General features: G+C 47.3%; 25 protein-coding genes, 2 tRNA genes and 1 pseudogene. 5 read left to right on the top strand and 23 right to left on the bottom strand.

Annotated elements, in window-relative coordinates:
* Nucleotides 1–69 precede the first annotated feature (69 nt).
* The 10 genes from ACOMHB_RS11145 to ACOMHB_RS11100 all read right to left on the bottom strand — a co-directional run bounded on the left by ACOMHB_RS11145 (nucleotide 70) and on the right by ACOMHB_RS11100 (nucleotide 9794).
* Nucleotides 70–834, bottom strand: a complete 765-nt coding sequence (locus ACOMHB_RS11145; RefSeq protein WP_422137096.1) for a DeoR/GlpR family transcriptional regulator — start codon at nucleotides 832–834, stop codon at nucleotides 70–72.
* 164 nt (nucleotides 835–998) lie between these two features.
* Entirely contained in the window at nucleotides 999–2285 is a 1287-nt protein-coding gene (locus tag ACOMHB_RS11140; protein WP_448216666.1) for a L,D-transpeptidase family protein, read from the bottom strand.
* A gap of 342 nt (nucleotides 2286–2627) precedes the next feature.
* Complete coding sequence (gene murB, locus ACOMHB_RS11135) at nucleotides 2628–3641, bottom strand: UDP-N-acetylmuramate dehydrogenase (RefSeq protein WP_448216665.1); 1014 nt, start codon at nucleotides 3639–3641, stop codon at nucleotides 2628–2630.
* Nucleotides 3642–3644: 3 nt separating this feature from the next.
* Nucleotides 3645–4127, bottom strand: a complete 483-nt coding sequence (locus ACOMHB_RS11130) for a low molecular weight protein-tyrosine-phosphatase (RefSeq protein WP_448216664.1) — start codon at nucleotides 4125–4127, stop codon at nucleotides 3645–3647.
* 25 nt (nucleotides 4128–4152) lie between these two features.
* Nucleotides 4153–4944: a 3-deoxy-manno-octulosonate cytidylyltransferase gene (gene kdsB / locus ACOMHB_RS11125; RefSeq protein WP_448216663.1), complete on the bottom strand. Its 792-nt coding sequence runs from the start codon at nucleotides 4942–4944 to the stop codon at nucleotides 4153–4155.
* The gene (locus ACOMHB_RS11120; protein ID WP_448216662.1) at nucleotides 4944–5165 is read right to left on the bottom strand and encodes a Trm112 family protein; all 222 of its coding nucleotides are present in this window, start codon (nucleotides 5163–5165) and stop codon (nucleotides 4944–4946) included. Before ACOMHB_RS11120 ends, kdsB begins: the two co-directional genes overlap by 1 nt.
* Nucleotides 5146–6207: a tetraacyldisaccharide 4'-kinase gene (gene lpxK / locus ACOMHB_RS11115; RefSeq protein ID WP_448216661.1), complete on the bottom strand. Its 1062-nt coding sequence runs from the start codon at nucleotides 6205–6207 to the stop codon at nucleotides 5146–5148. Before lpxK ends, ACOMHB_RS11120 begins: the two co-directional genes overlap by 20 nt.
* 97 nt (nucleotides 6208–6304) lie before the next feature.
* Nucleotides 6305–6733 carry an ExbD/TolR family protein gene (locus ACOMHB_RS11110; RefSeq protein WP_448216660.1) on the bottom strand — a complete coding sequence of 143 codons (429 nt, stop codon included), beginning with the start codon at nucleotides 6731–6733 and terminating at the stop codon, nucleotides 6305–6307.
* Nucleotides 6733–7362 (bottom strand): MotA/TolQ/ExbB proton channel family protein, encoded by a 630-nt coding sequence (locus ACOMHB_RS11105; protein ID WP_422133329.1) that lies wholly within the window; start codon nucleotides 7360–7362, stop codon nucleotides 6733–6735. Before ACOMHB_RS11105 ends, ACOMHB_RS11110 begins: the two co-directional genes overlap by 1 nt.
* A 131-nt stretch (nucleotides 7363–7493) precedes the next feature.
* A complete protein-coding gene (locus tag ACOMHB_RS11100) occupies nucleotides 7494–9794 on the bottom strand; it encodes a DNA internalization-related competence protein ComEC/Rec2 (protein WP_448218632.1) in 2301 nt (766 codons plus the stop codon).
* A gap of 486 nt (nucleotides 9795–10280) precedes the next feature.
* On the opposite strand from ACOMHB_RS11100, the gene ACOMHB_RS11095 reads away from it, so the two are divergent.
* On the top strand, nucleotides 10281–10808 hold the full coding sequence (locus tag ACOMHB_RS11095; protein WP_422133328.1) for a DUF2062 domain-containing protein: 528 nt from the start codon (nucleotides 10281–10283) through the stop codon (nucleotides 10806–10808).
* Nucleotides 10809–11004: 196 nt separating this feature from the next.
* Nucleotides 11005–11295: a hypothetical protein gene (locus ACOMHB_RS11090; protein ID WP_422133327.1), complete on the top strand. Its 291-nt coding sequence runs from the start codon at nucleotides 11005–11007 to the stop codon at nucleotides 11293–11295.
* 177 nt (nucleotides 11296–11472) lie between these two features.
* Here the strand turns inward: ACOMHB_RS11090 and ACOMHB_RS11085 are convergent, their stop codons facing one another.
* Both ACOMHB_RS11085 and ACOMHB_RS11080 read right to left on the bottom strand, forming a co-directional pair.
* Nucleotides 11473–12018, bottom strand: coding sequence for a hypothetical protein (locus tag ACOMHB_RS11085; protein WP_448216659.1), 546 nt, complete (start codon nucleotides 12016–12018; stop codon nucleotides 11473–11475).
* A 24-nt stretch (nucleotides 12019–12042) separates the two neighbouring features.
* Complete coding sequence (locus ACOMHB_RS11080; RefSeq protein WP_448218679.1) at nucleotides 12043–12381, bottom strand: hypothetical protein; 339 nt, start codon at nucleotides 12379–12381, stop codon at nucleotides 12043–12045.
* Here ACOMHB_RS11080 and ACOMHB_RS11075 point away from each other — a divergent pair.
* Entirely contained in the window at nucleotides 12356–12844 is a 489-nt protein-coding gene (locus tag ACOMHB_RS11075) for a lipocalin family protein (RefSeq protein WP_448218631.1), read from the top strand. The two genes, ACOMHB_RS11080 and ACOMHB_RS11075, sit on opposite strands and share 26 nt — an antisense overlap.
* A gap of 607 nt (nucleotides 12845–13451) precedes the next feature.
* Here ACOMHB_RS11075 and ACOMHB_RS11070 read toward each other — a convergent pair.
* The 5 genes from ACOMHB_RS11070 to ACOMHB_RS11050 all read right to left on the bottom strand — a co-directional run bounded on the left by ACOMHB_RS11070 (nucleotide 13452) and on the right by ACOMHB_RS11050 (nucleotide 19843).
* Nucleotides 13452–14000, bottom strand: coding sequence for a hypothetical protein (locus ACOMHB_RS11070; RefSeq protein WP_448216658.1), 549 nt, complete (start codon nucleotides 13998–14000; stop codon nucleotides 13452–13454).
* Nucleotides 14001–14026: 26 nt separating this feature from the next.
* Nucleotides 14027–14668, bottom strand: a complete 642-nt coding sequence (locus ACOMHB_RS11065) for a hypothetical protein (protein ID WP_448216657.1) — start codon at nucleotides 14666–14668, stop codon at nucleotides 14027–14029.
* A gap of 670 nt (nucleotides 14669–15338) precedes the next feature.
* Entirely contained in the window at nucleotides 15339–15734 is a 396-nt protein-coding gene (locus ACOMHB_RS11060) for a GNAT family N-acetyltransferase (protein ID WP_448216656.1), read from the bottom strand.
* A 271-nt stretch (nucleotides 15735–16005) separates the two neighbouring features.
* A complete protein-coding gene (locus ACOMHB_RS11055; RefSeq protein WP_448216655.1) occupies nucleotides 16006–18336 on the bottom strand; it encodes a DUF2357 domain-containing protein in 2331 nt (776 codons plus the stop codon).
* 13 nt (nucleotides 18337–18349) lie between these two features.
* Nucleotides 18350–19843, bottom strand: a complete 1494-nt coding sequence (locus ACOMHB_RS11050) for an McrB family protein (RefSeq protein WP_448216654.1) — start codon at nucleotides 19841–19843, stop codon at nucleotides 18350–18352.
* A 1187-nt stretch (nucleotides 19844–21030) separates the two neighbouring features.
* Between ACOMHB_RS11050 and ACOMHB_RS11045 the strand changes: the two genes are divergently transcribed.
* Entirely contained in the window at nucleotides 21031–21393 is a 363-nt protein-coding gene (locus tag ACOMHB_RS11045; RefSeq protein WP_448216653.1) for a hypothetical protein, read from the top strand.
* 90 nt (nucleotides 21394–21483) lie between these two features.
* On the opposite strand, the gene ACOMHB_RS11040 is transcribed toward ACOMHB_RS11045, so the two are convergent.
* Together ACOMHB_RS11040 and ACOMHB_RS11035 are read right to left on the bottom strand one after the other, a co-directional pair.
* A complete protein-coding gene (locus ACOMHB_RS11040; protein WP_422442369.1) occupies nucleotides 21484–21702 on the bottom strand; it encodes a hypothetical protein in 219 nt (72 codons plus the stop codon).
* Between the two features lie 80 nt (nucleotides 21703–21782).
* Entirely contained in the window at nucleotides 21783–21989 is a 207-nt protein-coding gene (locus ACOMHB_RS11035) for a cold-shock protein (RefSeq protein ID WP_257275284.1), read from the bottom strand.
* Between the two features lie 464 nt (nucleotides 21990–22453).
* Between ACOMHB_RS11035 and ACOMHB_RS11030 the strand changes: the two are divergent.
* Nucleotides 22454–23197, top strand: a pseudogene (locus tag ACOMHB_RS11030) (IS5 family transposase); the annotation flags it as partial.
* Between the two features lie 553 nt (nucleotides 23198–23750).
* Here the strand turns inward: ACOMHB_RS11030 and ACOMHB_RS11025 are convergent.
* From ACOMHB_RS11025 to gspL, 4 genes are all read right to left on the bottom strand, one after another.
* Nucleotides 23751–23827, bottom strand: a tRNA-Asp gene (locus tag ACOMHB_RS11025).
* Nucleotides 23828–23891: 64 nt separating this feature from the next.
* A tRNA-Val gene (locus ACOMHB_RS11020) sits at nucleotides 23892–23967 on the bottom strand.
* A 296-nt stretch (nucleotides 23968–24263) separates the two neighbouring features.
* Complete coding sequence (gene gspM / locus ACOMHB_RS11015) at nucleotides 24264–24773, bottom strand: type II secretion system protein M (protein ID WP_422133317.1); 510 nt, start codon at nucleotides 24771–24773, stop codon at nucleotides 24264–24266.
* 5 nt (nucleotides 24774–24778) lie between these two features.
* Complete coding sequence (gene gspL / locus ACOMHB_RS11010) at nucleotides 24779–26191, bottom strand: type II secretion system protein GspL (protein ID WP_448216652.1); 1413 nt, start codon at nucleotides 26189–26191, stop codon at nucleotides 24779–24781.

The following is a 26191-nucleotide window of genomic DNA, read 5'->3' as shown; positions in this document are numbered from 1 at the left end:
GGCGATTTGGTGCTCTTTAACCATTAACCTTTTTTGAAAAAAACACTTTTTATGCGCAACAATGATCCGTTATTCGCAAATTACCATCTCTATCGCGCAATTTGCCATAACCTCTTTAAGCGGCTCAGGAGGCTCAACATCCGTGAATAAGACATCAATCTGCTCAAGATGACCCAGCCTGACCATAGCACTGCGACCATATTTACTGTGATCCGCTGCCAGGAAACAGTGTTTGGCATTACCAATCATGGCCTGAGCGACCCTGACTTCATGGTAATCGAAGTCCATCAGGGCACCGTCCATATCGATGCCACTGATGCCCATGACGGCATAATCCACTCTGAATTGCTCAATAAAATCCCGGGTTGCCTGACCGACAATACCGCCATCACGATTACGGACTTCCCCCCCTGCAATGACAACGGTAAAGTCTTCGCGCTGCAGCAAAATTGACGCCACATGAAGGTTATTGGTAACGACTCTTAACGCCTTGTGATTCAACAATGCCCTGGCCACAGCTTCAGTTGAAGTACCGATATTGATAAACAGTGATGCACCATCGGGGATTCTTTTTACCAGCTCGGCAGCAATACAAGCCTTTTCTTCACTCAGGCTCATCTTGCGCTCTGAATAAGCCGTGTTGACTGTACTACTGGACGGCATACCTGCACCACCGTGATGCCTTGAGATCAGGTTCTTTTTGTCCAGCTCATTCAAATCTCTGCGAATCGTTTGGGCAGCCACTTTAAAGTGTTGCACCAATTCATCGGTCGTCATAAAGCCATGCTGACGAATCAAATCAACAATCAATTCCTGACGATGGGTCTGAGGTATAGAAGATACAGCAGCTGTCTTGGCAGTCATCCGAAAACTCTTGTCAGCTAAAACACCCTGCGCAGCAGAGTGTCAATCCATGGAGATATTCCAATCAATCCCTTCAGGATACCAACTTCAAATGCTCGTGGCGAAGAAAATTCGAACGTCTCCAGTGGTTGCAATTACAGTCCGGACAGCAATGCATCATCCAGATTGTAGATATCCTGCCTGAAGCGGACACGACCATGACTGTCTGGCCAGGCAGTGAAGTAAACAAAATAGAGTGGAACAGGCTTTCTGAGTTTTAACTTGCCCGTCTCCGAAGTGGCTTGCAAAGTCCTTGCTTCATTTTCCATTCCCTGGCTTTTAAGAATATTGCCAATTAAATGTTCAATATTTTCAACCCGGGTGCAACCGGAACTGAAGGCTCTGACAGATTCCTTAAAAAGATCCGGCTTGTCAGTATCATGCAGGTAAATACTGTAGGCATTGGGAGAGTCGAGCTTATATTTGCCCAGTGGATTCACCTTCCCCGGCTTCTGCTCCAGACGATAGGGAAAGACTCTGCGATTGTATTTTTTCCAGTTAATCGTGTCAGGATCCAGCTCTCTTGCAGTTGACTTCCAACTTTCATACACAGAAAAACCCTCACGTTTCAGGAATGCAGGATCTTTCTGAGCCCTCCTCAATATCGAAGTCGAGGAAATAGAGCTAGGTACCCGCCAGTATGGATTCACTGTAATACTCTCTATACTTTCCTGAAAAATCGGAGTCTGGCGAGAAGGCTTGCCAACAATGGCGCGATAAAGCCTCTGTTTTCTTTGACTCGTCACCCAGGCCACATTAAAACCGGCAATATCCACCAGCACATGAGGATAAGGCAAGGATCTGGGCATCCACCTCATTCGCTCCATATTCACCTTCAGGACTTTGATTCTCTGAAGGGTTAATGCAATCAGAGCCTGACGAGTGCGCTCACCTACATATCCGTCTGCACGAATTCGATACTGCTTCTGTAATGTCTTGACCACTGACATGTGGGATCGACTGTAATACCCTGTCGGCAGACGATCAGCCAGATCCAGATCAAATAACCATTGGTTCAGAATCAAAATGGAAGGATGCCGATCCCCTTCTTGCAGCACCATACTGGACGGAAAGTGATCAGCAGCCGCCTCCAGATAGGTATAAAACCGTTGTAGCGCTCTCATCAACAACTCATATTGCGGCAGCCTGGGCTCAATCATATCAAGCGAGTTAGAGTCCATATGCTCCTGCAATACAGGCAAAGTAGCTGTGTCTGCAATTCTCCACCCCGGCTGATAAACCCTTCTGTCCAGTCGCCCGGTATCCAGATAAGCTGCAAATTCGTAAGCGACTTTTCGAACATTCTGCTCGGAGGGATCAATCGCCAGCTGCAACCACTGACTCTGTGGAAATTCAATACCATGCAGGGGTGCTGTCGACATCCAGCTGATCAACTGCTCACTGGAAGCAGCTTGTGAATACCCTTCACTCTTGATTTGGATTTCGGGATCTGAAGATACTGAAGGGACTGATAACCAGTCCTCGGCGGACACGGTTGTAGCAGATAGGTTAACAAAGAGGTACGGCAATACTAACGATAGAAAACCACGCATGAAAGCTCCATTTACAGTACAAGCCTCACTGCATAAAAGGCTTTCATCGAACAGAAAACATCTCGTACTTTCTTAAGAGTAGACAGCCTGAAAAAGGGAGTTTTTCTTTATCATCAGAAGGGAAGGGGAATGCCAGAAAACTGGCACTCGTGATTGGAAAAGCTCAAGAAATTAATAGACTCTTGGCTCCATCTCCAGCTCGACGCCAAATTTATTACGAACCACAGACTGAATATGCTTGGCCAGCCCCAGCAAATCATCGGGCTCTGCTCCACCATGATTGACCAGTACCAGAGCCTGCTTGTGATAAGTGCCTACCGATCCCTGACGAAAACCTTTCAGACCCGCCCTGTCGATCAGCCAGCCAGCGGCCAGCTTCCAGCGGCCTTCAAAGGGATAAGCGACGATATCAGGGTAATCTGCCTGCATCTTCTTCAAAAGTGCTTCATTCACTACAGGATTCTTAAAGAAGCTACCGGCATTACCCAGTTTCAGAGGGTCAGGCAATTTTTCCCTGCGAATATCAGAGACAGCTTCACTGATCACAAAAGCGTCTGGGCTCCCGTCTGAGCGCCGCTCTGCTTCCTGTTGTAAATCGCCATAAGAGAGTCTGGGCGACCACCTGGCATCAAGAGCAAACGAAACAGACGTGATAATAAAGCGATCTCGAGCTGATTGCTTGAAGATCGAGTCACGATAGCCAAACCGGCAATCCTCAAGAGAAAAGCTTTTCAGTTCTCCGGACTGGATATCCAGTGCATCCAAACTCCGGAAGTAATCTTTGATTTCAACACCATAGGCACCAATGTTCTGAATCGGTGCTGCACCCACACTCCCCGGAATCAGGGAAAGATTCTCAAAACCGAAAGCCTGTTCAGACAGAGTCCAGCGGACAAACTCATGCCAATTCTCACCCGCTCCCGCAGTCACGGTGACACATTCATCTTCACGAGAGATGACCTTTTTGCCAGGAATATTGATATGGACAAACAGAGCCTCCTGATCACCACTTAACACCAGATTGCTACCACCACCCAGGGGGACGAGGGGTAGATTCTTTGTGCTTGCAAAAGCAATGGCCTCACGGAGATTCTCAACCGAAACGGCATCAACAAAATAACGGGCATTGACCCTGAAACCAAAGGTATTCAGGGCCTGGAGGGAATAATTTTCAAGAATTCTCATGAACTACTGCAATTTGCTCCGATCATGATCTGTGATGTGCTCCAACAGTGACGCCCCTCCTTTCTCAACCAGAGACAACACTTCGGTAAAACCCTGCGCCCCACCATAATAGGGATCAGGCACTTCACGTTCAGAAACATCACTGAAAGACAGAAAAAGTTGTACTTTATGGCGGTACTCAGGCGGGCATATATCCAGCAAATCCCCGAGATTACTCTCATCCATGGCCAACACATAGTCAAACTCTTGAAAATCGGAGGTCAAGACCTGCCGTGAACGAATAAACGACAGATCATAGCCCAGACGTGAAGCTTCTGCTATTGACCGGCCATCGGGCTCTGCTCCCTTGTGCCAGCTACTGGTACCGGCTGAATCCACCCCGATCTGACCAGATAAACCGGCCTGCTCCACTAAATGAACAAACACACCGTGAGCGGTGGGAGAACGACAAATATTACCCAGACAGACAAAAAGTACCCGAATCATTCTTTTACCCTTGCTTGGCTGCCAATCAGGAAATATCTGCCAGCCTGTTCTCCATAAGCCCCCTGATCACTTCAAGATCATCTTCCGTATCAACCCCATGGGGAGGTGACTCCATGGCGTCGGCCACATGAATACGATGACCATTCCAAAGCAGCCGCAACTGCTCAAGCGACTCAGCGGACTCAACCGGACTCTGTTGCCACTGCACGTATTGATTCAACAGGTTGACACGATAGGCATAGATACCGATATGGCGTCTGAAAATATCCACCTTAGGCAGAGCTTTAGCACTGTCAGCAAAGTCATCTCTGGCCCATGGCACAGGAGCACGACTGAAGTAGAGAGCAAACCCTTCATGATCAGTTACTACCTTGACTACATTGGGATTAAACAGATCTTCCCGATTTCGCACAGGCTCCGAAAGGGTCGCAGCACCGGCCGAGTCAGCCTGGATGAGATTATTAGCCACCTGATTAATGACTTTTGCCGGAATCAATGGCTCATCCCCCTGCACGTTAACAATCACCTCATTGTCACCCATCTCATAAAGGCGGGTAACCTCCTGAAGACGATCGGTTCCGGAAGGATGGCCGGAGAGCGTCATGCAGGCCTCGGCATCGAAACTTTCAGCCACTTTGACAATACGCTCATCATCCGTCGCGATAATGACGCGAGTGGCGTGGCTCTCACAGGCCCGCTCATAGACGTGCTGAATCATGGGCTTACCACAGATATCAATCAGCGGCTTGCCGGGCAGACGACTGGAGCTGAATCGGGCAGGAATAACAACAGTAAACGCAGCATTGGAAGCACTCATCAGGCTGACGTATCCTCTTGGGAAGAAGTCGCCTCACCACCTTCAAGCCGCTCATCAGCAGTCAGGGTGCGGGCTTCGTTTTCCAGCATAACAGGAATACCATCACGAATGGGATAGGCCATGCCGCAGGGACGACAAATCAGCTCAGCCGCTGATTTGTCGTATTTCAGATCGCCCTTGCAGTGGGGACAGGCCAGAATCTCAAACAGCTTCTTGTCCATGGGTATCCTTATCAGGCCGGCTCTGCGGCCCTCGAGTTTCAATCAGTGTCAGAATTCGTTCAAAAACCGGCTCAGGCACCTGTGCCTGGACCGGCAGAAACCAGAAACGGGATTCTGCGAAAGCAGAACATTTTACTGCATCCTTGGCCGTCATGATAACGGGCAGATTGTCCCGAAACTGAAAATCTTCTTTCCTGAACCCATAATGATCGGGAAAAGGATGGGGAATCACCTCATACCCGAGCTTTTCCAGCGTTCTGAAAAAGCGCTCAGGATTACCTATGCCTGCCACTGCATGTATTTTTCCGGAGGCAGGAGGCAGACCTGCTTTTTGCCCATTGACAGGCTTAAGCGCACCTGGCTCAAGGGAAAAATGCTCAGAGTGACAATCCAGCGTTCCGGAGGGCTCGCCATTGATCAGCACCTGATCCACTTCCCGGAGTCTGCCGGGGGGTTCCCTGAGAGGTCCGGCAGGCAGAATAAGACCATTACCCAGCATTCTCTGGCCATCAATCACCACCAATTCAACATGGCGATCAAGATTATAGTGCTGAAGGCCATCATCAGCGATGATCAGATTACAATTTTTCTGTTCAATCAACGCCTTCGCTGCTGAAACCCGATCCGGGTCGATCATAATCGGAATATTCAACTGCTGAGCCAACATCACAGGCTCATCCCCGACCAGAGCAGGATCAGAGTCAGGCAATACTTCTGCGGGTAAATGAATACCCTTTCCGGCCCCAAAGCCCCGACTGGCAATCCCGGGCTTGAATCCCTGCTGGATTAATTTTGCCACCAGACTGGCCACAAAAGGCGTTTTACCGGTGCCCCCTACCGTAATGTTGCCAACGATAACAACAGGAACAGGCGACTGCCAGCGCTCGGAGCGCTCTAGTTTTAACCTGCGGTTTTGGGCTATTCGAGCGTATAAAAAGGACAATGGAAGCAACAGTCGGGTCCAGCACCCACGGCCATACCATGACTTGAGAACCGAGTCACTGAGTACTGCCTGCCAACGACGAGATTCCTTGCTTTCCATGAGGGGTCAGTTGCTCTCATAAAGAAAAAAATGCCAACGCAGTCTTTCGTGACTGCGTTTGTACCAGAGGTAACAGGCCTTTCAGGCTCATTTACCCTTACTGTTCCGATTCTACTGGTTTGCGCGTTGTCATACTGAGGTTGGCAAAACCGAGCTGACCGGCAGCATCCATGGCGGTGACTACTGACTGATAAGGTGTCTTGGCGTCTGCCGTAATAGTAAGAGGCAGATTGGAGTCTCCCTCACTGACTTTTGCCAGAGCGTTTTTCAATGTCTCCAAACCACTGTTCACAAGAGACTGGCCATTCACCGCATAATGACCTTCACGGCTGATGGTAATTTCCACCTGAGTTTTCTCAACAGACGCGCTCTGCTCGCCACTGGCTTCCGGTAAATCAATGGCCAGCTGGGTCTCTTTGGTGAAGGTCGTCGAGACCATAAAGAAGATCAGCAACAGAAAGACCACATCAATCAGCGGTGTCAGGTTCAGCGAGACTTCTTCCCGGGACTGGCGACGAAATTTCATCACTTGCCCTCGCGGTCTTTCAGCTTACGCTCTCCCTGAAGCACTTCCACCAGCTTGGTGGCTTCCTGCTCCATGGTCACCACCAGCTCATCCACACGACGGGTAAAATAACGGTGAAAGATCAGACTGGGAATCGCAACGGTCAGACCGGCTGCAGTGGTGATCAGGGCTTTGGAGATCCCCCCGGCCAGCACACCGGCATTACCTGTCCCTTCCAGCATGATCACTGTAAACACATCAATCATGCCAATAACCGTGCCCAGCAGGCCCAGTAAAGGGGCAATGGCAGCCACCGTTCCCAAAGTATTGAGATAACGCTCCAGCTCATGGATAACCCTGCCAGCCTGCTCCTCAATACTTTCTTTCATGATATCGCGGCCATAGCGGGCATTACTGATGCCTGCAGCAAGGATTTCACCCAACGGAGACCCACCCCTCAAGCCACTGACTTTCTTGTTGTCCAGATCATTATTCTTTATCCACTTCCAGACCTGAGACAAGGTATTTCTGGGCGCAATACGCGACGGTCTGAGTGTCCAGAGACGTTCAAAAATAATCGCCATGGCAATGACAGAACTAAGCAGGATTGGCAACATCAGCCAACCACCGGATTTCACCAACTCGAACACAGCTCATTCCCTTCCAGAAGCCTGTTTAATGGAAAGACTTTATCACAGAGCATCGGTTTAAAACCACGCACACCTGCGTATCAACCCTAATATTGCCAACAACACGAGTGCAAACATTGGAGACCCCCTCCTCAGCGCCACCAGTATCTGGCACTTTCACTTTTGTATTTCTTCACGGTCTCAGGCTCCTTCCCCATAACAAAGCTGAGGGTTCCTGAACTGGCCGTGCTGAAGAGAGTCGCTCCCAGTTGTTCAACCCGGCTCAGGGTCTCTGCCGCCGGGTGTCCAAATGGATTTCGATAACCCGATGACACCAATACCTGTGATGGGTTGACCTGAGATAGAAACGCCTTTGAGCCTGAAAAGCGGCTGCCATGATGGGGAAGCAGAAGATAATCTGCCTCAAGGTTTTCAACCTGACTGATTAAATAAGACTCGGTTTTTTTGCCAATATCGCCGGTCAGGAGCAACTTTTCAGTGCCTGCTGTCACTTTCAAAACACAGGATCGCTCATTATCAGTCACCGATAAACGACTGCCTGACAACACCTCGAACGCCACTCCATCCCATTGCCATTTCATTCCGGGCAGACAGGGACTCATTGCCCCTTCAAACCCGGCAACCGCAGAGCCTGAAATAATCTCTGCTTCAGGATATCGCTGATGAATCACGTCAAGCCCACCGGAATGATCATTGTCACCATGGGAAATCATGACACGGTTCACCCGGTCAATACCAAAGCGATTAAGGTAAGGAACAATGATGCCATCCACCGAGTTGAAACGACCTCTGGAAGCCACTCCGGTATCATACAGCAGTGTCTTTCGACGAGTTTGCAAGACCACTGCAACACCCTGCCCCACATCCAGTACGGCTACTTTCACTTCACCTGTTTCAGGATAATCCTTGATGGGGAAAAACAGAGGCAGAAGAAAAAAGGGGAAAAGCACTCTTAACCCAAGCCCTCTGGGTGAAGCCAGAATCAATACAGCTGCTGCCATCAGGACAACTTGTATCAGTCCTATGCTGGCCTCGGGCAAAAAGACTGGTAATGATGACACGGCGGCTAATCCCATATCCCATAACCTGAAAGCACCATCCAGAAAATGAAGAATCCCGTTAGAGACCGAAGTGAAAACTGGCTGAAGGGCCAAAGCAAGAAAAGCTGCAGGCACGACCAGCAGTCCCATAACAGGAATCGCAACGAGATTAATCAGCGGTGAAAACAGAGATACTGACTGCTCATTGAATAACAACATGGGAGCCAGCATCAGGAAAACCAGCCATTGAGGCCTCAGCCAAAGCTTCGACCTGCCTCCCATACTGACATCGTCATCAGCTTTCATGCAAAGCCGTCCACAACAACCGAAAAGCAAAATACCCACCGCCGAAAAGGAATACCAGAATCCGGCACTGGTTATAGCCAGAGGTTCGATAGACAATACGACACAAAGCGCCAACAGGAACAACGTCAGGGGTCTGGCTTTAATACCCAGTAAAGGGCCTGATAATGCCAGACCGGTCATCACCAGTGCTCTCTGAACCGGTACCGTAAAACCTGCCATAAAGGCATACATCAGGGCAAACAGGAGCCCTGCTCCAGCGGCGTACCGGGGTAAGGTAATCTTCCTCAGAGGAACAACGCCTGTTCGTGCCAGCATCATCATTAACCAGTAACCTGCTGCTGCCATAAGACCTATGTGCAGACCCGAGATCACCATTAAATGAGTGGTACCCGTCTGATTCAACCACTGCCATTGCTGCTGAGAGATTCCTGACTTGTCACCAATTAACAGCGCCGATAACAAGCCAGCAGAATGCTCGCTGCAATGTTGATAGAGCCAGTGTCGCACAGCACTTCTAAGGCGACTTCTGAAGAAAACCATGCTATCTGAAGTCGCTATTTTCTCGCCTGTTTTGACATACCCCGTAGCCTGAATATTCTCTCTGGCTGCCCAGGCCTCTCTGTCGAAAGCCCCGGGACTTCGATTGCCGTGAGGGTGCTTGATCCGAACCTGTAATGTCCATAACTCTCCAGCCTGAACTTCAGGTGCCCGGTACCAGCTGAGTCGAATCTTTTTAAGATACCCGGCAGTCTCTCCCTCCAGCGTTTTCACATTAAAATCAAAGCGGGTAAGATGCGGGTGATAAGCAGGAATATCAGAGATAAACCCTGTTACTATCATCGCTCTACTTTCTTGCTCCGTGTTGATCCAGCTCTTCTTAAGCCCATCAGCATGTAAAAATCCTGTAAAGATTCCTGTTAACCCCAACCCGACATAAAGGAGAACAGGCACCGAAAAATCATTCGGGAAATAACTAGCACCGGGCAAAATGCTCCGAAGGCTTCGATAAACTTTATAAAACCTCCGGAATCTCGACACTCTGCTTAATGGCACTGAATCTGCGGTTTGGGCGGCTCCAGCCTCCATGATGACAGACAGCAGCCCCGTTATAATCAACAGCACGCCCAGGACGCCGATAACCCTGATAGACATATCGCCTGGTATTGTCGGAAAAAGAACCGTCAGCACTATTCCCGATAAATAGCTACAGTACCCTGTGGGAAGATTGATAGTGTGTTTCATTTAATCAGTGCATAATGTCGCGCTTTTTGCAGAGAAGACAAGGGTCAGACCCATGATGAGTTTAACGCTTGGATCAGGCTCTCAGCATAGTCATCAAGATTGGATTATGCTGAAAGGTGTGCTGGTTAGATGGCTTTTAACCAACCAATTCTGCAAGGCAATGACAGGCTGAGTGATAAACACTCACAAGATTGCCTGATCAAAACAACCGGAGACGACCGACTTTTAAGGTGAGAATCACTAAACTTGATTCGCTGCTTATGGAACGGTATTTCCACACTGAAGACTGGAAGTCAGTCTCAGATCAAAGAAAGAGTACAGTTAAGGGACATGGCGAGGAAACTGATAAAACGCTATCTGCCGGATCCGGGAACCATTAAGAACAACCGACATCTTCGGTTTCTGGGCAGTACTATCCATGACGCCAACCTCTGGCACCTGAATCGACGCTCTGCAGCCAGTGCTTTTTTTGTGGGTGTGTTTTGTGCTTTTATCCCCATCCCTTTCCAAATGGTTGTGGCTGCTGCCATGGCCGTTGTATTCCGCTGCAACCTGCCCCTCTCGGTGGCTCTGGTCTGGATCACCAATCCGGTCACTATGCCAGCCATATTTTATTTCACCTATAAGGTGGGATGCTACATTCTGGATGTCCCCATCAGCGAAACCTCTTTTGAGCTCTCGGCACATAGCGTGGGTGTTGAATTGGCCAGAATCTGGAAACCTCTGTATCTGGGTTCATTAGTTACCGGTGTAATTCTGGGTTTTCTTGGCTACCTGCTGATCAGGCTATACTGGCGCTGGAATGTCGTTCACAATTGGCGCCAGCGACGCAAACGTACAATATGCAAAAAGTCATAGACCCTTCTTTGCCCAAGTTTCCCTATGGCCAGTATTCCAGTCCAGGGTTATAAAAGGGTAAATTTCACTTAAAATGCGACATTTTTATTCTATTACTATGGACAGGAGATCGCTGTCTTCCTATAGTTATCGCCATGAGTTAAAGCACTCACGTTTCGAAAACTTTTTTTGACTTCTCGGTAATCCAAATACTGCCATGCAAAGAAGCTTCCAAAAGCGCAAGCCAAAGCTGGAAGGTCGCGGTGTGCTTGAGAACATCAGCACCGAAGGCCCTCACAGTGACTGGCTGGGTATGCCCGATTATTACATTCATACACTGACCATATCCGATGATGAGTATAAGTACCTCTCAGCCGACAAGACCTTGGATGTTAATGTGGGCGATACCATCGTCTTCCGCTATAAAGAACAGAGCAATGAAAAGCGTATCGACAAACGCTCGCTGGGTATCTACATTGATCCAAGCCAGTATATGAACGATAGCTGATCGATACTTCCCGATCTGCACTTCCGCTGAAGTGCAGTTTGTGCTGGGTGCCAATCCATATAGCCTTCCTTCCAGCAAGCTCCCCATTGATGGACCCGATAAAATTCAGGGCTACAGCTGCATGCCCAAACATAAGTCCCACATCATCGTTATTGATAGCCATCCATGGCTCCACCCTTATTCTACGTAAGGATATGCAAGCGTCATTCGATGGTTAGAAAGCTTTATAGTCACCTTTGATTGCCATGAAGGATCATACCTCTCCACAACACCTCGCACTGTCAGATAACTCTTAGAACCCTTTCCTGTGAATTCACCATTAATCTCCCCACTTAGCGTCTTCCCATAAAGATTGATGTTCTGAAACCAAAAGCTGAAATGATTGCCATTGCACAGGTTGGCCAAATCCGCTGAGTTACCATAGGGATTAACCAAAAAATACTCTTCTCTGCCATCAGGGACCAGTTGCAGAGTCAAAATCATAAGACCGCCAGGATTCACATGCAGTTTCAGGAGGAGTTTGTTAATGCCTATGTTATGCACTTTGGCCAGATATTTAGCATCAAGCCTGTAGGTCCCTGCTGGAATAGCGCAGGGAGTAATCGCATGTCCAAATACATGTGGCGGGGGCATTGTGTCGTAGTTAGGATAAGGTGGGAACTCAAAGCCAATGGCAAAAACCAGCTGTGGAATAGCCCATAGGCTGTACCAGTATCTTTTCATGATATTTTACCTTTTCGTCAGGAATCAGAGCGTTAATGCGTATTGACCAGATGCTTCAGGATAGGCGAAAGATAAGGTCTGTTCTGCTAATACAGGGTGGTTATTATTGTCTCGATCGAAAGCCAACGAATTCTGGCATAAATCCATCAGTACCATAATCATCAATTCGTTGGCGATGCTGCCGAGGACGTAAAGGTCAATAATCTTTCTGGACAGAGGGGAAACCCCATCTTCACGACAATAGATGTTTAATTGCTTCCAATCCCCTAAAATCCCCATATCATTACCATGAATAAAAAGAGGATGACTACTTGTGAAACTCATTGCCTGCCTGGCTATGTTCGCACTACTTTCAGGCTGCACAGGAATTCCTGAACACGTAAAGCCAGTAAAACCTTTTGACATCGAAAAATATATGGGCAAGTGGTTTGAAATTGCCCGACTGGATCACTCCTTTGAGCGAGGACTGAGTCATGTCACTGCCGAATACACCCTACAACGGGATGGTTCTGTCAAAGTGATCAACTCTGGCTACTCTGAAAAAGACGATGAATACCGTCAGGCAACAGGCACGGCAAAGTTCGTTCGACACAGTGATGAAGGCTATTTAAAAGTCTCTTTCTTTGGCCCCTTTTATGCCTCTTATGTCATCTTCGAACTGGACCAGAAGGACTACCAGTACGCTTTTGTCAGCGGTTATAACAAGCATTATCTATGGCTTTTGTCCCGAACCCCTGAAGTGAGCCAGAAGTTAAAAGAACGGTTTATCCAACAATCCGCCAAGCTCAGATTTGATACTGACCAGTTAATATGGGTCAAACAGTGATAGTCAGAAACAAAACCGTCAGGGCTGAGAACGCGCAACTTTCTCAATCCCTCGGCTGGCCACCTACCCAGCTGGATCATGCTTAACATATTCAAATATCTGACACTCCCCGCTCATCGCTTCACTCTGGGCGAGGATTCTCGATCGCTCAAATTACCATTGGTCGCCAGCACAGTCACAATCAGCTTTCCAGTATTCGACTGGAAATGAATTCCTATCATTTTATTTATTTTCAAACGGAAGATTACAGCGAGGTAAAATACGGAATCTATGTCTCAGCGGGTGGAAACATTTACTTTATTGCCAGATCTGGCGTTCATCAATTCAGGGATGGGGGCACTCTTTGCCTTCATGTTCACGCGATGCTCTACCGTTTTAAAGTTCGGCAAGTAAGGTATGTAATAAACATTATCAGGCGCAAGTACTCACTTCTACGTTTAAAGACAGTTGTTCTTTGATTCCGACAAACTGGATTAAGCACCAATGGCATACCTTGTGAAAGTTCAACTACCGGCAACACCCCTAAAACAAAGACGAAAAGAAAATTTCTAATACAGCAACTCAAGATACGTTGAGTGATAGAGACGAAAACATAAGCCTATGACTTTTATTTTTTTGTCGAAGCTCTGATTACTTCCATAAATTTATCTCCGGACTCAGAGTCATACATTTTATTTTCTGTTAGAATTTGATCTATTTCTGCCACCTTGAAAGACAAGGCGATAGATTCCTCTTTAGTAATATTCGCCAAAAGCAGCCTTAAAAAACACATAGCTGTTTTTACCTTCATACGATCAATTTTGGCTAATGCTACACAGGCAGAAGTGATATTATCTGCATCAGATCCATTCGTACCGGAAAACAGATTTATCTTACATAAAGCCCTTGATTTATTTATTTTATGCAATCGGTCAAAAAATAAATCTTTCCTGCTGGTACCAGTATGGTGGTGAGTTGAAAGAAGGGAAGAATAAGCACAAACTGCATCTTCAGCGAGAGGCATAGCTCTCATGTAAGCGGTACTTTCCAGCCCCTTAACCAATCCAACATAAGGGTTCATGTCATAGAAATCAAACAAGTATTCATAGGCATTGGAAATATTGAAATAAGACACTTCAAGTCCTTCTCCCACCAGTATTTTAAATAAACTAGCCATGTCTTTTTCTGAAAAATAGTTTGCTTCTAGAGCCTGTATATAGCATTTTTCAAGGCTGACTTAAATTCATCAAATCGTCTTTGAGATGAAAAGCAGTGTAGCTCTCCCATTGCTTCTTTGTACATTTCAGCAGATTTCAGAACTTTTGATTCGTATATCTCAATGGGAATCCCTTTACGCTTTAAAAAATCCAAAGATAAATGAACCACCTCATAATACTTTTTTGAATTAACCGAAGTTAAATTACTTAAATTCTTTAGCAACTCTCCAGTAAAATTCAAAAGTACTGGATCAATGTCAACTTGTATTATTAATTCTGATATGGATGAAAGCTCAGGAATACAAGATAATAAGCCTGACTCACCCGTGACAATTGATACTCTTCTTGCGCTTATGGGGCATAATTCACGAAGCCCGGTTATCGTCCTGACTAATGAAAGTTCACTGCCTCTAATACCACCCGGATACTCGTTAGTGAACCAGAAAGTTGTTTCTGGAGTAAGATTTGTTATTTCCGAAATAGGAAAACGCTTTGCAAGCTTCTCAGCAACCCCTCTCACAGTATAATGTGAAAAATTACCAGAAAATTCTTGTTTAGAAGCTGAATTACAATGCTCTCTTGTTATACTTTCCGTACTTTTGGCTGATATGCTTAGGTCAAGATTCATTTTTGATTACTACCTTATAAACCACCTATTCCTTTAGACAATGTTTTTATTCTTTTGTTCAAAATAACAAAACGAGGAGGTAAGTCCTGCACCGTATGTAACAGAACCCCGGAAGCTTTCTGATTTGTCGCAATTCCAAGCCACGTGCCTGAGAGTCAGGTAGCGGGGATAAGCTCGGAAGCTTTGTCCACTTTAACAAGGAAACGTTGTAACAGTGTTTTCCAACAGTTGCTCAGGGCTATTCCCCCGACACCAGTTCCAGAAGATCATCGATCGTCATAATAGCGTCCATCAACCCAGAACATGGGATGCTCCCCCTCCCAAACGGCTTTAAATGAGCCCAAAATGGAGTTAACCATTTAAACTGGATTAGTCCGAGCGAACCACCCATGACTATTTCAGTACTGGGTATCAATATTGGCAAGAACAGCTACCATCGTTTGGTGTTGATGAACAGGGTCGCAAAGTTATCAGAAAGAAGTTGTCCAGGAAACATCTGCTGGAATACTAAGCCAATCTTGAGCCATGTATTATTATCGTGAAAGCCTGTGGCAGTGCTCATTGCCAGGATCAGTTACTTAAGACATATGAGCATACTGTCAAGTTAATCTCATCCCAGTTTGTTAAGCCTTATGTCAAAACCAACAAGAACGAGTGCAACTATTTTTCATCATTTATCAAACAGTAATTGCACCGTTTTCATGGACAAGAACATACGTTCCCGGTCGCTTTCTTTCGTTAAGGATTCAAAGCCAAACTGTTCATATAAGGCCGCAATATTATCATTCAAACAATCAACAATAACAGCATAAGCCCCCATATGAGCATTAATGTCGTATAAGTATTCAAGAGCTTTGATCAAAGCAATCTTTCCAAGCCCCCTACCCTTGAAGCCTTTATGAACCGCAAGTTGTGCTAGCAAAAAAACAGGCACAGGATAGCCCGGTAGTTTTTTGGCTAACGACGCTGGAAGCGTTTTTCTCGAAATAGAGCCCGGCGCAATGGTGTAAAATGCACAAATCGGGTATTTACCATCCGGCATAGGTTTAGCGGTTGGCAAAAGCATTGTCCGGCTGATAAAGAATCTAATGAGCCGGTTCAAAGCTGAGAGTAGTGGCGCCAAAGAAACCTTGACTATTGGGCTCCACGCAAGAGGCCATTAAAACAGCCAGATCCATACAAGCTTTCAGATCGGCAGGAACATCTGCATGAAAATGTAACTAAACGCCCTCATCTGCAGTTTTCATCAACTCATATTTCTTAACCGACAATTGTCGTTAGCCGAGTCGATCTAACGGGCAGGTCTCTGTGATCTGCCAGAAGCAAACATCTACCCCTTACTTCTTCACTAACGATGAATAAAGTTCAGGCAGCTCATCCCATCCATAACCTGCTGTCAGGTCATCCCTGGAGACCAGTTTTAACTCAAAATGCACCTTACGCTCTTGCCACAACGGTATTTTCAAACGTAAGGCAGATCCCAGGCTAAATAGCCAGAACCACTCATCCGGGCTGGAAACAACCGGAGTACCCGTCTGTTCTTCCGTGAGGTTCCCCCTTTGCACACGCTCTGCTTTCAGGATCGGATAAATATAGTTCACCCGTCGCTGAACACCATCAGCATCATCCAGAGCCACTGCAAGGTAACGAGCTTCGGTAGCGATATGTTGCTGGATTTTCTCTCGCTCAAAGGCAACGAGCTTTGTGTGATAAAACCGGGCATCGCCGTTTTTAAACTGGTTTATATACTCCTGATTCCGGTCAGGTCCCAACTGATTTGCCAGAATAGTCAGCCCCTGATAATGGGCGATCGAATAACCTTTACCCGGAATTCGTGCAGCGTCCTCCGCAAAATACCGTTCACTGGTCGCATACGGATATTTTGTCTCAGGAACACCCAGTTTTCGTTGCAAAAAAACAGATAGCCAATGACTCCCCTTGTTATCAACCTGAGGTAACAGACTAAAAGCACCGATGCCCACTTCATTAATCGCGACACTGTATGGGTTGCATTCACAAAGCTGATTGAAATAGCCCGGATACAACACATAGGCACCAAACACCGGACGGGTTTTCACAAACCCTCTGTCATCAAACTTACAACGATGAATCAGGGCATCCCGATAACGATGCATTTGATTGATGGCATCATCAGGCACCCGGTCGTAACCTGAGGGGATTCCCTGATCATCCGCAGGCGTCTCAATCCGATACTTGGCATCAAATAACCAGATAATCCCGGCCCCGTCAGGAAAGGTAGCCTCGAGCAAAATATCCGGTTTTTGAGTCACCAACCAGGTTCTGATCTGACCGTCTTTCTTTCTGAATATCGGTTCATGAGCCAAACGGATTTTCACCCCGTCAGACCGCCTGAAATGAAAAGCTCCGGCCATACCATCCTTTAACGAAACACGGATTCCACTGTCTACCAGAGGTATCCGCCCACAAGGAACCTCCTCAAAGCCCAGGTCCACAATAATCCTGCGTATCTCCAGAAAACACCAGACTTCATACATCTCTGCCACATTGCGCAAGGAGAGTTGATCGGCCCCATCCAGAAGCTCGAGATACCATTTAAGCTGTTGCCAGATTTTATAAACTTTCGAGTAACCAGGCTTTTGCTGTAATACCAACGACTCACGCTTCAGCCCCCGGTATTCTCCAACGTCCCTGAAAAACGGCTGTTTCTGAAAATGCCGCAAAGCCTTCTGCCAACTTTCCAGCTCTTTCATAAAGCTGGCGGAAAAACGCACTTTACCGGATTCCGGAGCCAGACACGCCAGCTGTTGAACCCGGGTCAGCCTGGTGACGCCATGACCAATCACCGCTTTAATAAAACGGTTTTCCGGCGTATCCACGTGGAGTCGCTTTTTGCTCAGCGTAAAAGACTTCTCATAATTTTTATTGGCCTTTTCCAGCGCCAGCCGCTCTTCCTGCTGTCTGGATAGTCTGCCCCTCAACCGACTCATCGGAACGGTGTGCTTATACTCCATCAACCGACTATGCGGCGCATTCACCACATGCTTCAGCCCGGCCAACAACTCCTTATGAAGGGATTCAAATCGTGCAAACCACAACAGCAAGAATTGGGAGTGCGGCTTTTTAACGGCGCTTAATAAATGACTGGTGCCTTCTGCCAATGAGTAACGCCACAGTGGAAACGCAGCATCAACAGCCTCGTTCATTGCCCTGAAATCCGACTGCATATCCATCTTCACCGGCAAAATATCGAAAGCAATCGACTGTTCTATTAGCCGTCCCTGGTAGGAATAGGCCAGTTTAAACTGAAAAGTGCCGACATGGTTGCCCGCATTGATACTTCCCCGTAAAGAGCAGCTACGGGGACTGAAACGAAAAGACTCTTCAATAACCTTTAGCTTATGTTGCACCGTCGGCAGCGGATCACCCGCTTCCGGTGGCTGGTGAAACAGAAACTCAATCTCGTAATATTTGTTTTCAAAGAAGACCGCTTCACCAAGACATAATTCAAACACCGGCTCTGTGGCATGTTTTAACAATAACGGGGGAGAAAACCGCACCTCAGAAGTCGGCACGGCATTGCCACGCTCCGTCAGCGTTCGTTCCAGCCGCCGCTGACTGGTACGAATATCTTTTGACCAAATGACGCAATCAAAATGCCCGGTTTCAATAACGGCCAGTTCCGGCATAATCTCTACTCACTCAGGGCCAATAACTGGTAAAGGTATGACTCTCAAGCCGCGCTTTCATCCACTCCAATTTTTTGCGGGAGCGACACGGGATGCCTTTTTCCACATCACGGAACAGGTCCGGACGCTGCCCATCCCAGATATCGGGCAGTAAGCCTTTGAGCTCGTCGGTCAGTTTATCCAACAGGTTAACCGCATCCTCATCGATCACCACTCGCAGCTTATCCTCATCACCATCAATGCGGGGCAGTACCTTGGTCATCATGAAATCATCCCAAACCGCTTGCAGCGCTTGCTCATCTCCGGGTTGCAAACACGCCACATAGAGCAACAACTCGTTCAGGGCGCGATAGGCCAACTCAAAAGGGGTTCGTTTAAGCACCTGATTCACCCGCTCAAGAAAGGCAACCGTACGCTTTCCATCAGTGTCGAAGGTACCTGTCAGCTGCTCCCGCCTGGCCGAGGTCAACACTGACCAGTGAAATACTCTATTCTCCGGTTGTCCCTCAAAGAACTGACCATAATCATTAGGATAAAACTCGCCATAATCCAAAGTCAGTGCCCGGTCAATCACCTTGCGGGAAAAACCATGAGTGGTTTCATCCATATTAACGGTACCGGCCACCAACAGATTGGGTGGTATGCCGATGCCGTGCTGTTGAAAGTAACCCCACAGCGGATCATCCATCAGCCCTAAATCCGCCTGAAGCTCCAGGTCACCGGATTGATTCAGTGCCTGCAAGTCCAGCAACGGTTCACAACAATACTCTCCAACCTCGTTGAAATCCCGTGTTTCCAATACCGATAGGTAATCCGCAAAATATTGCTCCACCGGTGCCAAATTCATCTCATCCAGACAGAGCCAATAGGGAGGCGAAGCAGAATTCAGAGTTCCGGTTCCGGCTGCGGAGGCATCAGGCGCAACCGACTTCCAGGCACGGATAATAAACGCGAGCACTTTGGTGGCAATGTATTTCGGTTTATCAACCCGGGAGACATAACCTAACAGATCAGAAGGCTCATGCCAGTCAGGCCTTACCGGGATCAGACAGAAGTTCCCTTCAGGGTCATCCGGATCATGGAACTCTGCCTGCTTTCTGATAAAACGGGATTTACCGGTGCCGGAGATTCCGGCCAGAAGGAGGAAGGGTTTGGGGAGGTTGAGTCGATTGTTTTCAGATACTTCTGCAGGTTCAACCGCACTCAACTCGTACTCACATATCCTCTTGATAGTTGAGTCATAACCAAGAATATACTTGTCAAAATCAATATGAAGATAATCAAATAAAGGGGGTAGATCATGTTCTTTACGATATGTTCGATCAATGTCCCGGAGCGTAATTTTTCCTGTTTCCAACGCTTTTAACAACGCCCCAACAACGATGACCGGTATGATGCGCAATTGGTTACCTTGCGCCATTCGTATATAGATATTTTCCGCGTTTATTTTTTCTATTGTTAGTGATCTGCCCCCTTCACCGAGAACAACACCTTGCTTAATCTTCATCCGTTAACCGACGTTAGGCCAATAACAGGTAAGAGTATAGAAAAAAACAGCTGAAACATAGACGTTTATTAAAGCGTGATCAAGATTACTCAAACAAGGTTAATAAACATATTGAACTCCCTCCAAAGCTTCCTCTGCTCTGGTCAAAAAATCATTTAACATAGACTATCGTACATGTTTAGCCGGATAGGAAAAAACACTTGATAGCGTGTACGACTCAGTATCTCAGTCTTTTCTTAATACAAGCAATACAGTAGCCAGCTTGACCCACAACAGTTAACAACAAGCTTATGCAACCAGCCACAATCAGTAACCGACTGATGGCTGTCAACCATGTGACACTCCCCCGCCTTGTCAGGCGAGGCTTCTCACTTCACAGGCTACAGCCAGCCTATAGCGACTGGACTTACACAGAAGCCTCCATCAGCAGTAACCGGGTGCCCCTCGGTTATTTATTGGTCTTTTGTTTGATTTGCCGCAGCCTTAACGGGTCACTCAGGTATGGGCTCGTCTGGTTCTTCAAGGGCGGTTGGGCAGTTTTCTCTGCCTTAATTTTTTGTTAACAGTGCTTGGTTTTCGTCACCGTGAGTCTCTGCATAGAGACAGACCGATGGAAAATATAACCAACTACGTACAAATACTCAACCGGAACGCTCTGCGTTCCCGTCTTATATCCCCGCCCGATTGAGGGTGTCGCAAAACTTCAACAGCTCGTTCTCACGCTCTGAAGTCGTCATTCCCGCGAAGGCGGGAATCCAGCGCCAACGGTGGATCTCTGCCTTTTCGGGGATGACAAGGCTAGGGGGACACCGGGCAGTATGGTTCTGGTGGAGAGTCATTGTGGATTCCCGCCTTCGCGGGAATGACGAGAATGAAGCCGGCAATGACGGGAGTCAACGCGTTCCCTCGCCGGAGAGAGTTTTGCGACACCCTCGATTGGGCGAGGGTTTACGACGATTTTGCTAAACTGATCGCCCTGCCAACCCTGGCCTGGTGCTTTACGCCATGACTGATGGCCGTTTTGCGGTGTGGGACCCTCACCGCAATTATTGGCTGCCGCAAAAGAACGGTGAAGATATTCAGGAGCGAACCCCGGCTTTTGTGTTCTCACCCTCAGACGTGTGGGATGGACTGGCGGGGGCTGGCAATGCTTCCCTTTGCAACGGGTTGATTCGGGATTGGGCCAGTTGGCAGAAAGAAAAGAAGAAGCCTTATCAGCAGTTGAAGGCACTATTGGCATGGCGGAGCATACCTTTGTGATCAATTTTTCACCCGATGAAATATCACCTAACCCAGCCCTGCCAGCCAAGCAAAAGGCACTGGCTCGAAAAACCATTACCCGCCTGAAGCTTGATAGTCATCAGAATGATAAAATGGTGGACGACAGCATTGGCGGCATTGATATAGGCAGAAGCCTGAATGGTACAAATATGAATGACTCCCTGGATTCCGATATGCATGGCTCTTTAAGTTCATCATTTGATGGCTCATTTGGTTCTTCATACGATGACAGTTTCAGTTCAGGAGGGGGAATAAACAATGACGGGTAATAATAAATTTACGAGAACCTGAATTGCGCCCTGATGCCTGATGTTCTCAAACCTCCACCTCATGCAGCGCCAAATCCGGCGCAGCCCCCTTTACCTCTCCCCCTGAATAAAAGCCTTCTGCCCTAGTCCCACAGACTCTCTTCTCACTGTCACGACTGAACCACCGCTTAGCTCTGACTGACTCGTTCCATTGCCATTGAGCGCGGTGATTGTAGCTATAACCTTGCTTCCTTCCGGGATAAGCGCCTGAACTGTTGCCAGATGTTGGTAGTGGCCATGGTCTTCCCTTTTACTCTTCCCTGAACGCAAAAAAGGCAACACCCTGAGGCATTGCCTTTTCACCTTCACCAATGTGAAGCATCTCAGCTACATAGTACGTAGCTCAATCTTTACAGAGGACGGATGTCTTCTGCCTGAGGACCTTTCTGACCCTGGGTCACTCGAAATTCAACCTGCTGGCCTTCAGTCAGGGTTTTGAAACCGTCGCCAACGATCTGACGGAAATGGGCGAACACGTCAGGACCATTCTCCTGAGCGATGAAACCAAAACCTTTCTCTTCGTTGAACCACTTAACAGTACCGGTAGTAGTAGACATAATCATATCCTGATTTTTTTAAGCAAAATACCTTGCCGTGTATGCCACGGATAAGGCGGTAAAGCTAGAAGTTTTGTTATCGCTTATGAAGAACAGGACGAGCCACTACGCTCAGAACACTAAATCTATACATAAAGAATCAAACGCACTTATAACCTGGTGCCCATTTTACACGGCTTCGAGCTTTTAACAACGAGTATAAAACAATCATTAACGGTGGTAACTACTCAATTAGCATTAATTCTGTGAGTAGTGCCTTTCTGGCTCGATGATTTGTACCACTCGTCCAGAATCTGCCTTTACGCTTGCTGAAAGGCACAATGTCCTCCAACTCTCTGCATCCTCCTGAACCTCGACCAGGGCGCGTTATTATCCAACCGACCGAACAGATAAAAACATCAGTAACCTGACCGGAAAGACACCTGAAAGTGATCTAGAATGCGGCGTTTAGGTCTGCTACAACTCGCACAGTACTCAAAGATAAACAATGGGATCGGGTCAAAGACATGCTGCCGGGTAAAGTCTCTGACCCCGGACCAACAGCTGACAACAGGTTATTCATTGAGTCGATTCTCTGGCTTGCTCGTACCGGAGTACCGTGGAGAGACATGCCTGAAGAGTTCGGTGATTGGCACAATAATATACAACCGATTCAGTCGCTGGAGCTCGAAAGGAATATGCAATCAAGTCTTTGAAGAACTGAGTCAGGATTGTGATACGGAATACCTCATGGTTGACGGATCAATCACCCGTGTTCATCAACACGGTGCTCCAAAAAAACGGATAACAGTGCCGAAGCAGTTGGAAAATCAAGGGGAGGTTTAACAACCAGGATCCACACTGCAACGGATGCACTTGGTAATCCTGTTCGCTTCATTCTCACAGCTGGACAAGCATCAGAGTAAGAACAGGCAAATGCCATGATAGAGGGATTTTCAGCGGACTTCGTTCTTGCTGACAAGGGATATGACTCAAATGCACTCCTCCTCGAGGTCAAGAAGTCAGGTGCTGAAGCAGTGATTCCTCCGAAGCGAAATCGGATAGATCAGCGAAAATATGACAAAGAAATCTACAAGTAGCGAAATCTAATTGAGCGACTATTCCAAAAGCTCAAGAACTTTCGGCGAGTTGCAACTCGCTATGAACGCTTGGCACGCAATTATATGAAAATGCTTCAGATAGCAGCCATCATGATCTGGTTAGCTTGACAACATCAGTAAATTGATTGTCTGGTTAGAAAAGAACGCTCCCTGGCATCAAGCAGCTGGCTGAGAAAGAGAAGGTGGACAAGGCCAGGATCTCAAAGTGCATCCGCCTGACCTGTCTGGCCCCGGATATTCAGGAGGATATTCTGTGCTACCAGGGTAAGTGGCAGCTGTCGATGAAAGACTGTATGAAACCCTTCCCAATGCTTTGGTCTGAGCAGCGGGAACATTTTAGAAAGCAAACCACCGCAACATTAGTAGACTCTGGTTTGTAATCAGTTTTATCTGCCCACCATAAAATCGCCCACGAACCCGACATCGACCTCCAGCCCAAAAACCAAACTAACGTACTGATTTGAAAAGAAAAACCAAAGTGGAGGAAGTGACACCCCAGTTCCTCCAAAAAAACCGAGAAGAGAGAAAAACAGAGAGGAACAGGAGGAAAAACAGTGAAAAAGCCCGTTTTGCAAAACCGGCAAAAGTTGCAAAAACCCTTTAAACGTAGGGCCAAAACAGAAAAACCCTGTAGACGACAGACTACAGGGTTTTTGATATATGGCGGACCGGACGGGACTCGAACCCGCGACCTCCGGCGTGACAGGCCGGCATTCTAACCAACTGAACTACCGGTCCGCTGAACCCTTCACATACCGCCCAAAGTAGCCAGTATGCGGTCACGCAACCCCTTTAGAGAAACTGGTGGGTGATGACGGGATCGAACCGCCGACCCTCTGCTTGTAAGGCAGATGCTCTCCCAGCTGAGCTAATCACCCGACTTCTCTCTCTGCGCGGTGCAGTGCGCTGAAGTGGAGCGAATGTTATGCAGATCAGATGAAAGTGTCAAGGAAAAAAACACGTAAAAAGAAGAACTTTTGTGTTCTAGCTGAGAGTTTTTCTGTGTTTTCAATATCAGCGATATGCTATCAATGAGTTTACAAAAACATGAGTCTATTTTTGACAACTCAAACTCTCCTTTAAAACCAAGAAGAAAGCACCAAAATTCAATCTTAAAGCTGTCGTTTATTCAGAGATACGAAAGCTTTTGATGGAGCCCCCGTATCTGCCAGAATCAATTTGCAAGATGCATATAGACTTTCACTCGACCCTCTTCTTTACCTCGATCGATTTTTATCTGCTGAATAGTCACTTCATAACGGGTATCCAATGCAACCATCCAAGCCAGAAGCTTCTGATAGGCCGCATCTTCTATCCAGACTCCCAAACCTTTACGATCAGGTTGAACACGACTTAATGTCAGTTCTGATTGTCTGGCACTGCCCGATACAATAGTAGAAAGGTCTTTTTTTGCACCTGCAGCCCTTTGTTTCCTTTGAGCTTGTTTTGCTTGATCAACATTATCTGCCATCCATTCATAAATGGATTGTTGGTGAGTGAACTCTTCCTGCTGCTTTTCACTCCATTCGGTTATAGGCTTCCAAACGAACAGATAGACTGAAGCCAACAAAAGGAGTGCTGTCAGAAGATGCAATGCTCTTCGATCTTTCTCCGGCATCAGCTCGTACTTAGCCCGAAGCTGGAGCCAGAGCGGACTTCTCTCGAGTAGATGAGTCAGTTTCATCAGCTTCACCTGCCTATCGTCATTCGAGCATTGACGCCCGTTTTTTCCTGGTTGGCACTATCCAGGCGTGCGCTTAGCCCGGATGATTTTACTGCCGCCAACAGCTTATCAACCCCTTCAAGATTGTCTGCTTTCAACTCCAGCACCAGTGCTCCTGTCGCTTCATTGAAATCCATGCTGACCGGCTTCAGCTTAAAATCTGACAAAGAAGATGACACAGCAGAAACCTGTTGCAGCAAAGGTAAAAAGGCTTCTCCAGTGGCACTTTGACCAACGTTTTTCAATCGACTTTCCATACGCCCCTTCAGGTTAATGCTTCCAACTGAATGTGTCTGGGCCTCAAGCACCTGCTGATCCTGTGGAAAGACTTCCAAGTAGAGCTCTGCGCTATCCTGCCAGTACTCTTGGGCTTTCTGTTGATACAAAACTCCTTCCCCGACTTTTAAACCCAGCTCAAGCAGCAACCAGATGGAAGCCACCAGGGCCAGAGGCTTCCAGCGGCGCATCTTGCGGGTAGCTCTTTTAGGGCATTGATAAGGGCCATAACGAAGGTCAACTAAGTCGGCAGATCTTTTGGATGAAAAATACAACGCCGCCAGATACTCAAAAACAGTGCCAGTCAATGGTTCTTCTTCCACCAGCCAGCCGTTTTCTTCCAGCCATTGTTTCACCTGATCTCTCTTCTCAGTAGCCAATGACACCAGACCATCAGCAAATCTTATTCTGGCACTAACAAGAGCCTCAGCATCTTCAGCTATCAGCTCCTCATCCGTGTGAATAATATCTTCACTGACCTTTTCCCCCCAATGACCCAAAACAAACTTGAGAGCTTCGTAGTCGAGACAAACACTGGCTTGGTCGGGTGCAGAAAGAATAGAGGAATCATTTTCAAGAAGGAGGTTTAATTCTCGCGGAACGCCCTGAAAAAACTGTAGCTCAGCCATAACTTGCTGGGCGGAAACCCCCTGCTCGTCAAGACAGGCTAATAGAGATTGCATCTGCTCATGGGGAACAGCCGACACGTAAACTTGTTCACTTTTCCTGTTTAGATAACTGGCCAGGTGCATAGACTCGATGTCATCGGCTAGTTCCTCTTCAATCATAAAGGGCAGCGCGGTTGAAAGATGCTTTCGCTGACCACTGTTAATAGGCAGCCGCTTGTGCATGACCAGAGTCCCTGGCAAAAGCACTAACACCTGGTCCGGCATTTCATCTTCCAGAGTGGTCTCGTCCAGCTCTTTGTTATCAGGCTTATGGATAACAAACTGGACCCAGTCATTTTTGACTTGACCCAGCTCCGAGATATGGACATCTCCCAAGAGCTGTCCGTTACTGGCAAAAGCCCCCCACTGAACTCGAGTGTTCGTCTCAATCCGGGAAACCGGCGGTGGTATCCGAATCAACAGGATGTTTTTCAT

The sequence above is a fragment of the Endozoicomonas sp. 2B-B genome (assembly GCF_053470045.1).
Note: the sequence above shows the minus strand (reverse complement) of the source record. Positions and strands in the feature narration are given on the sequence as shown.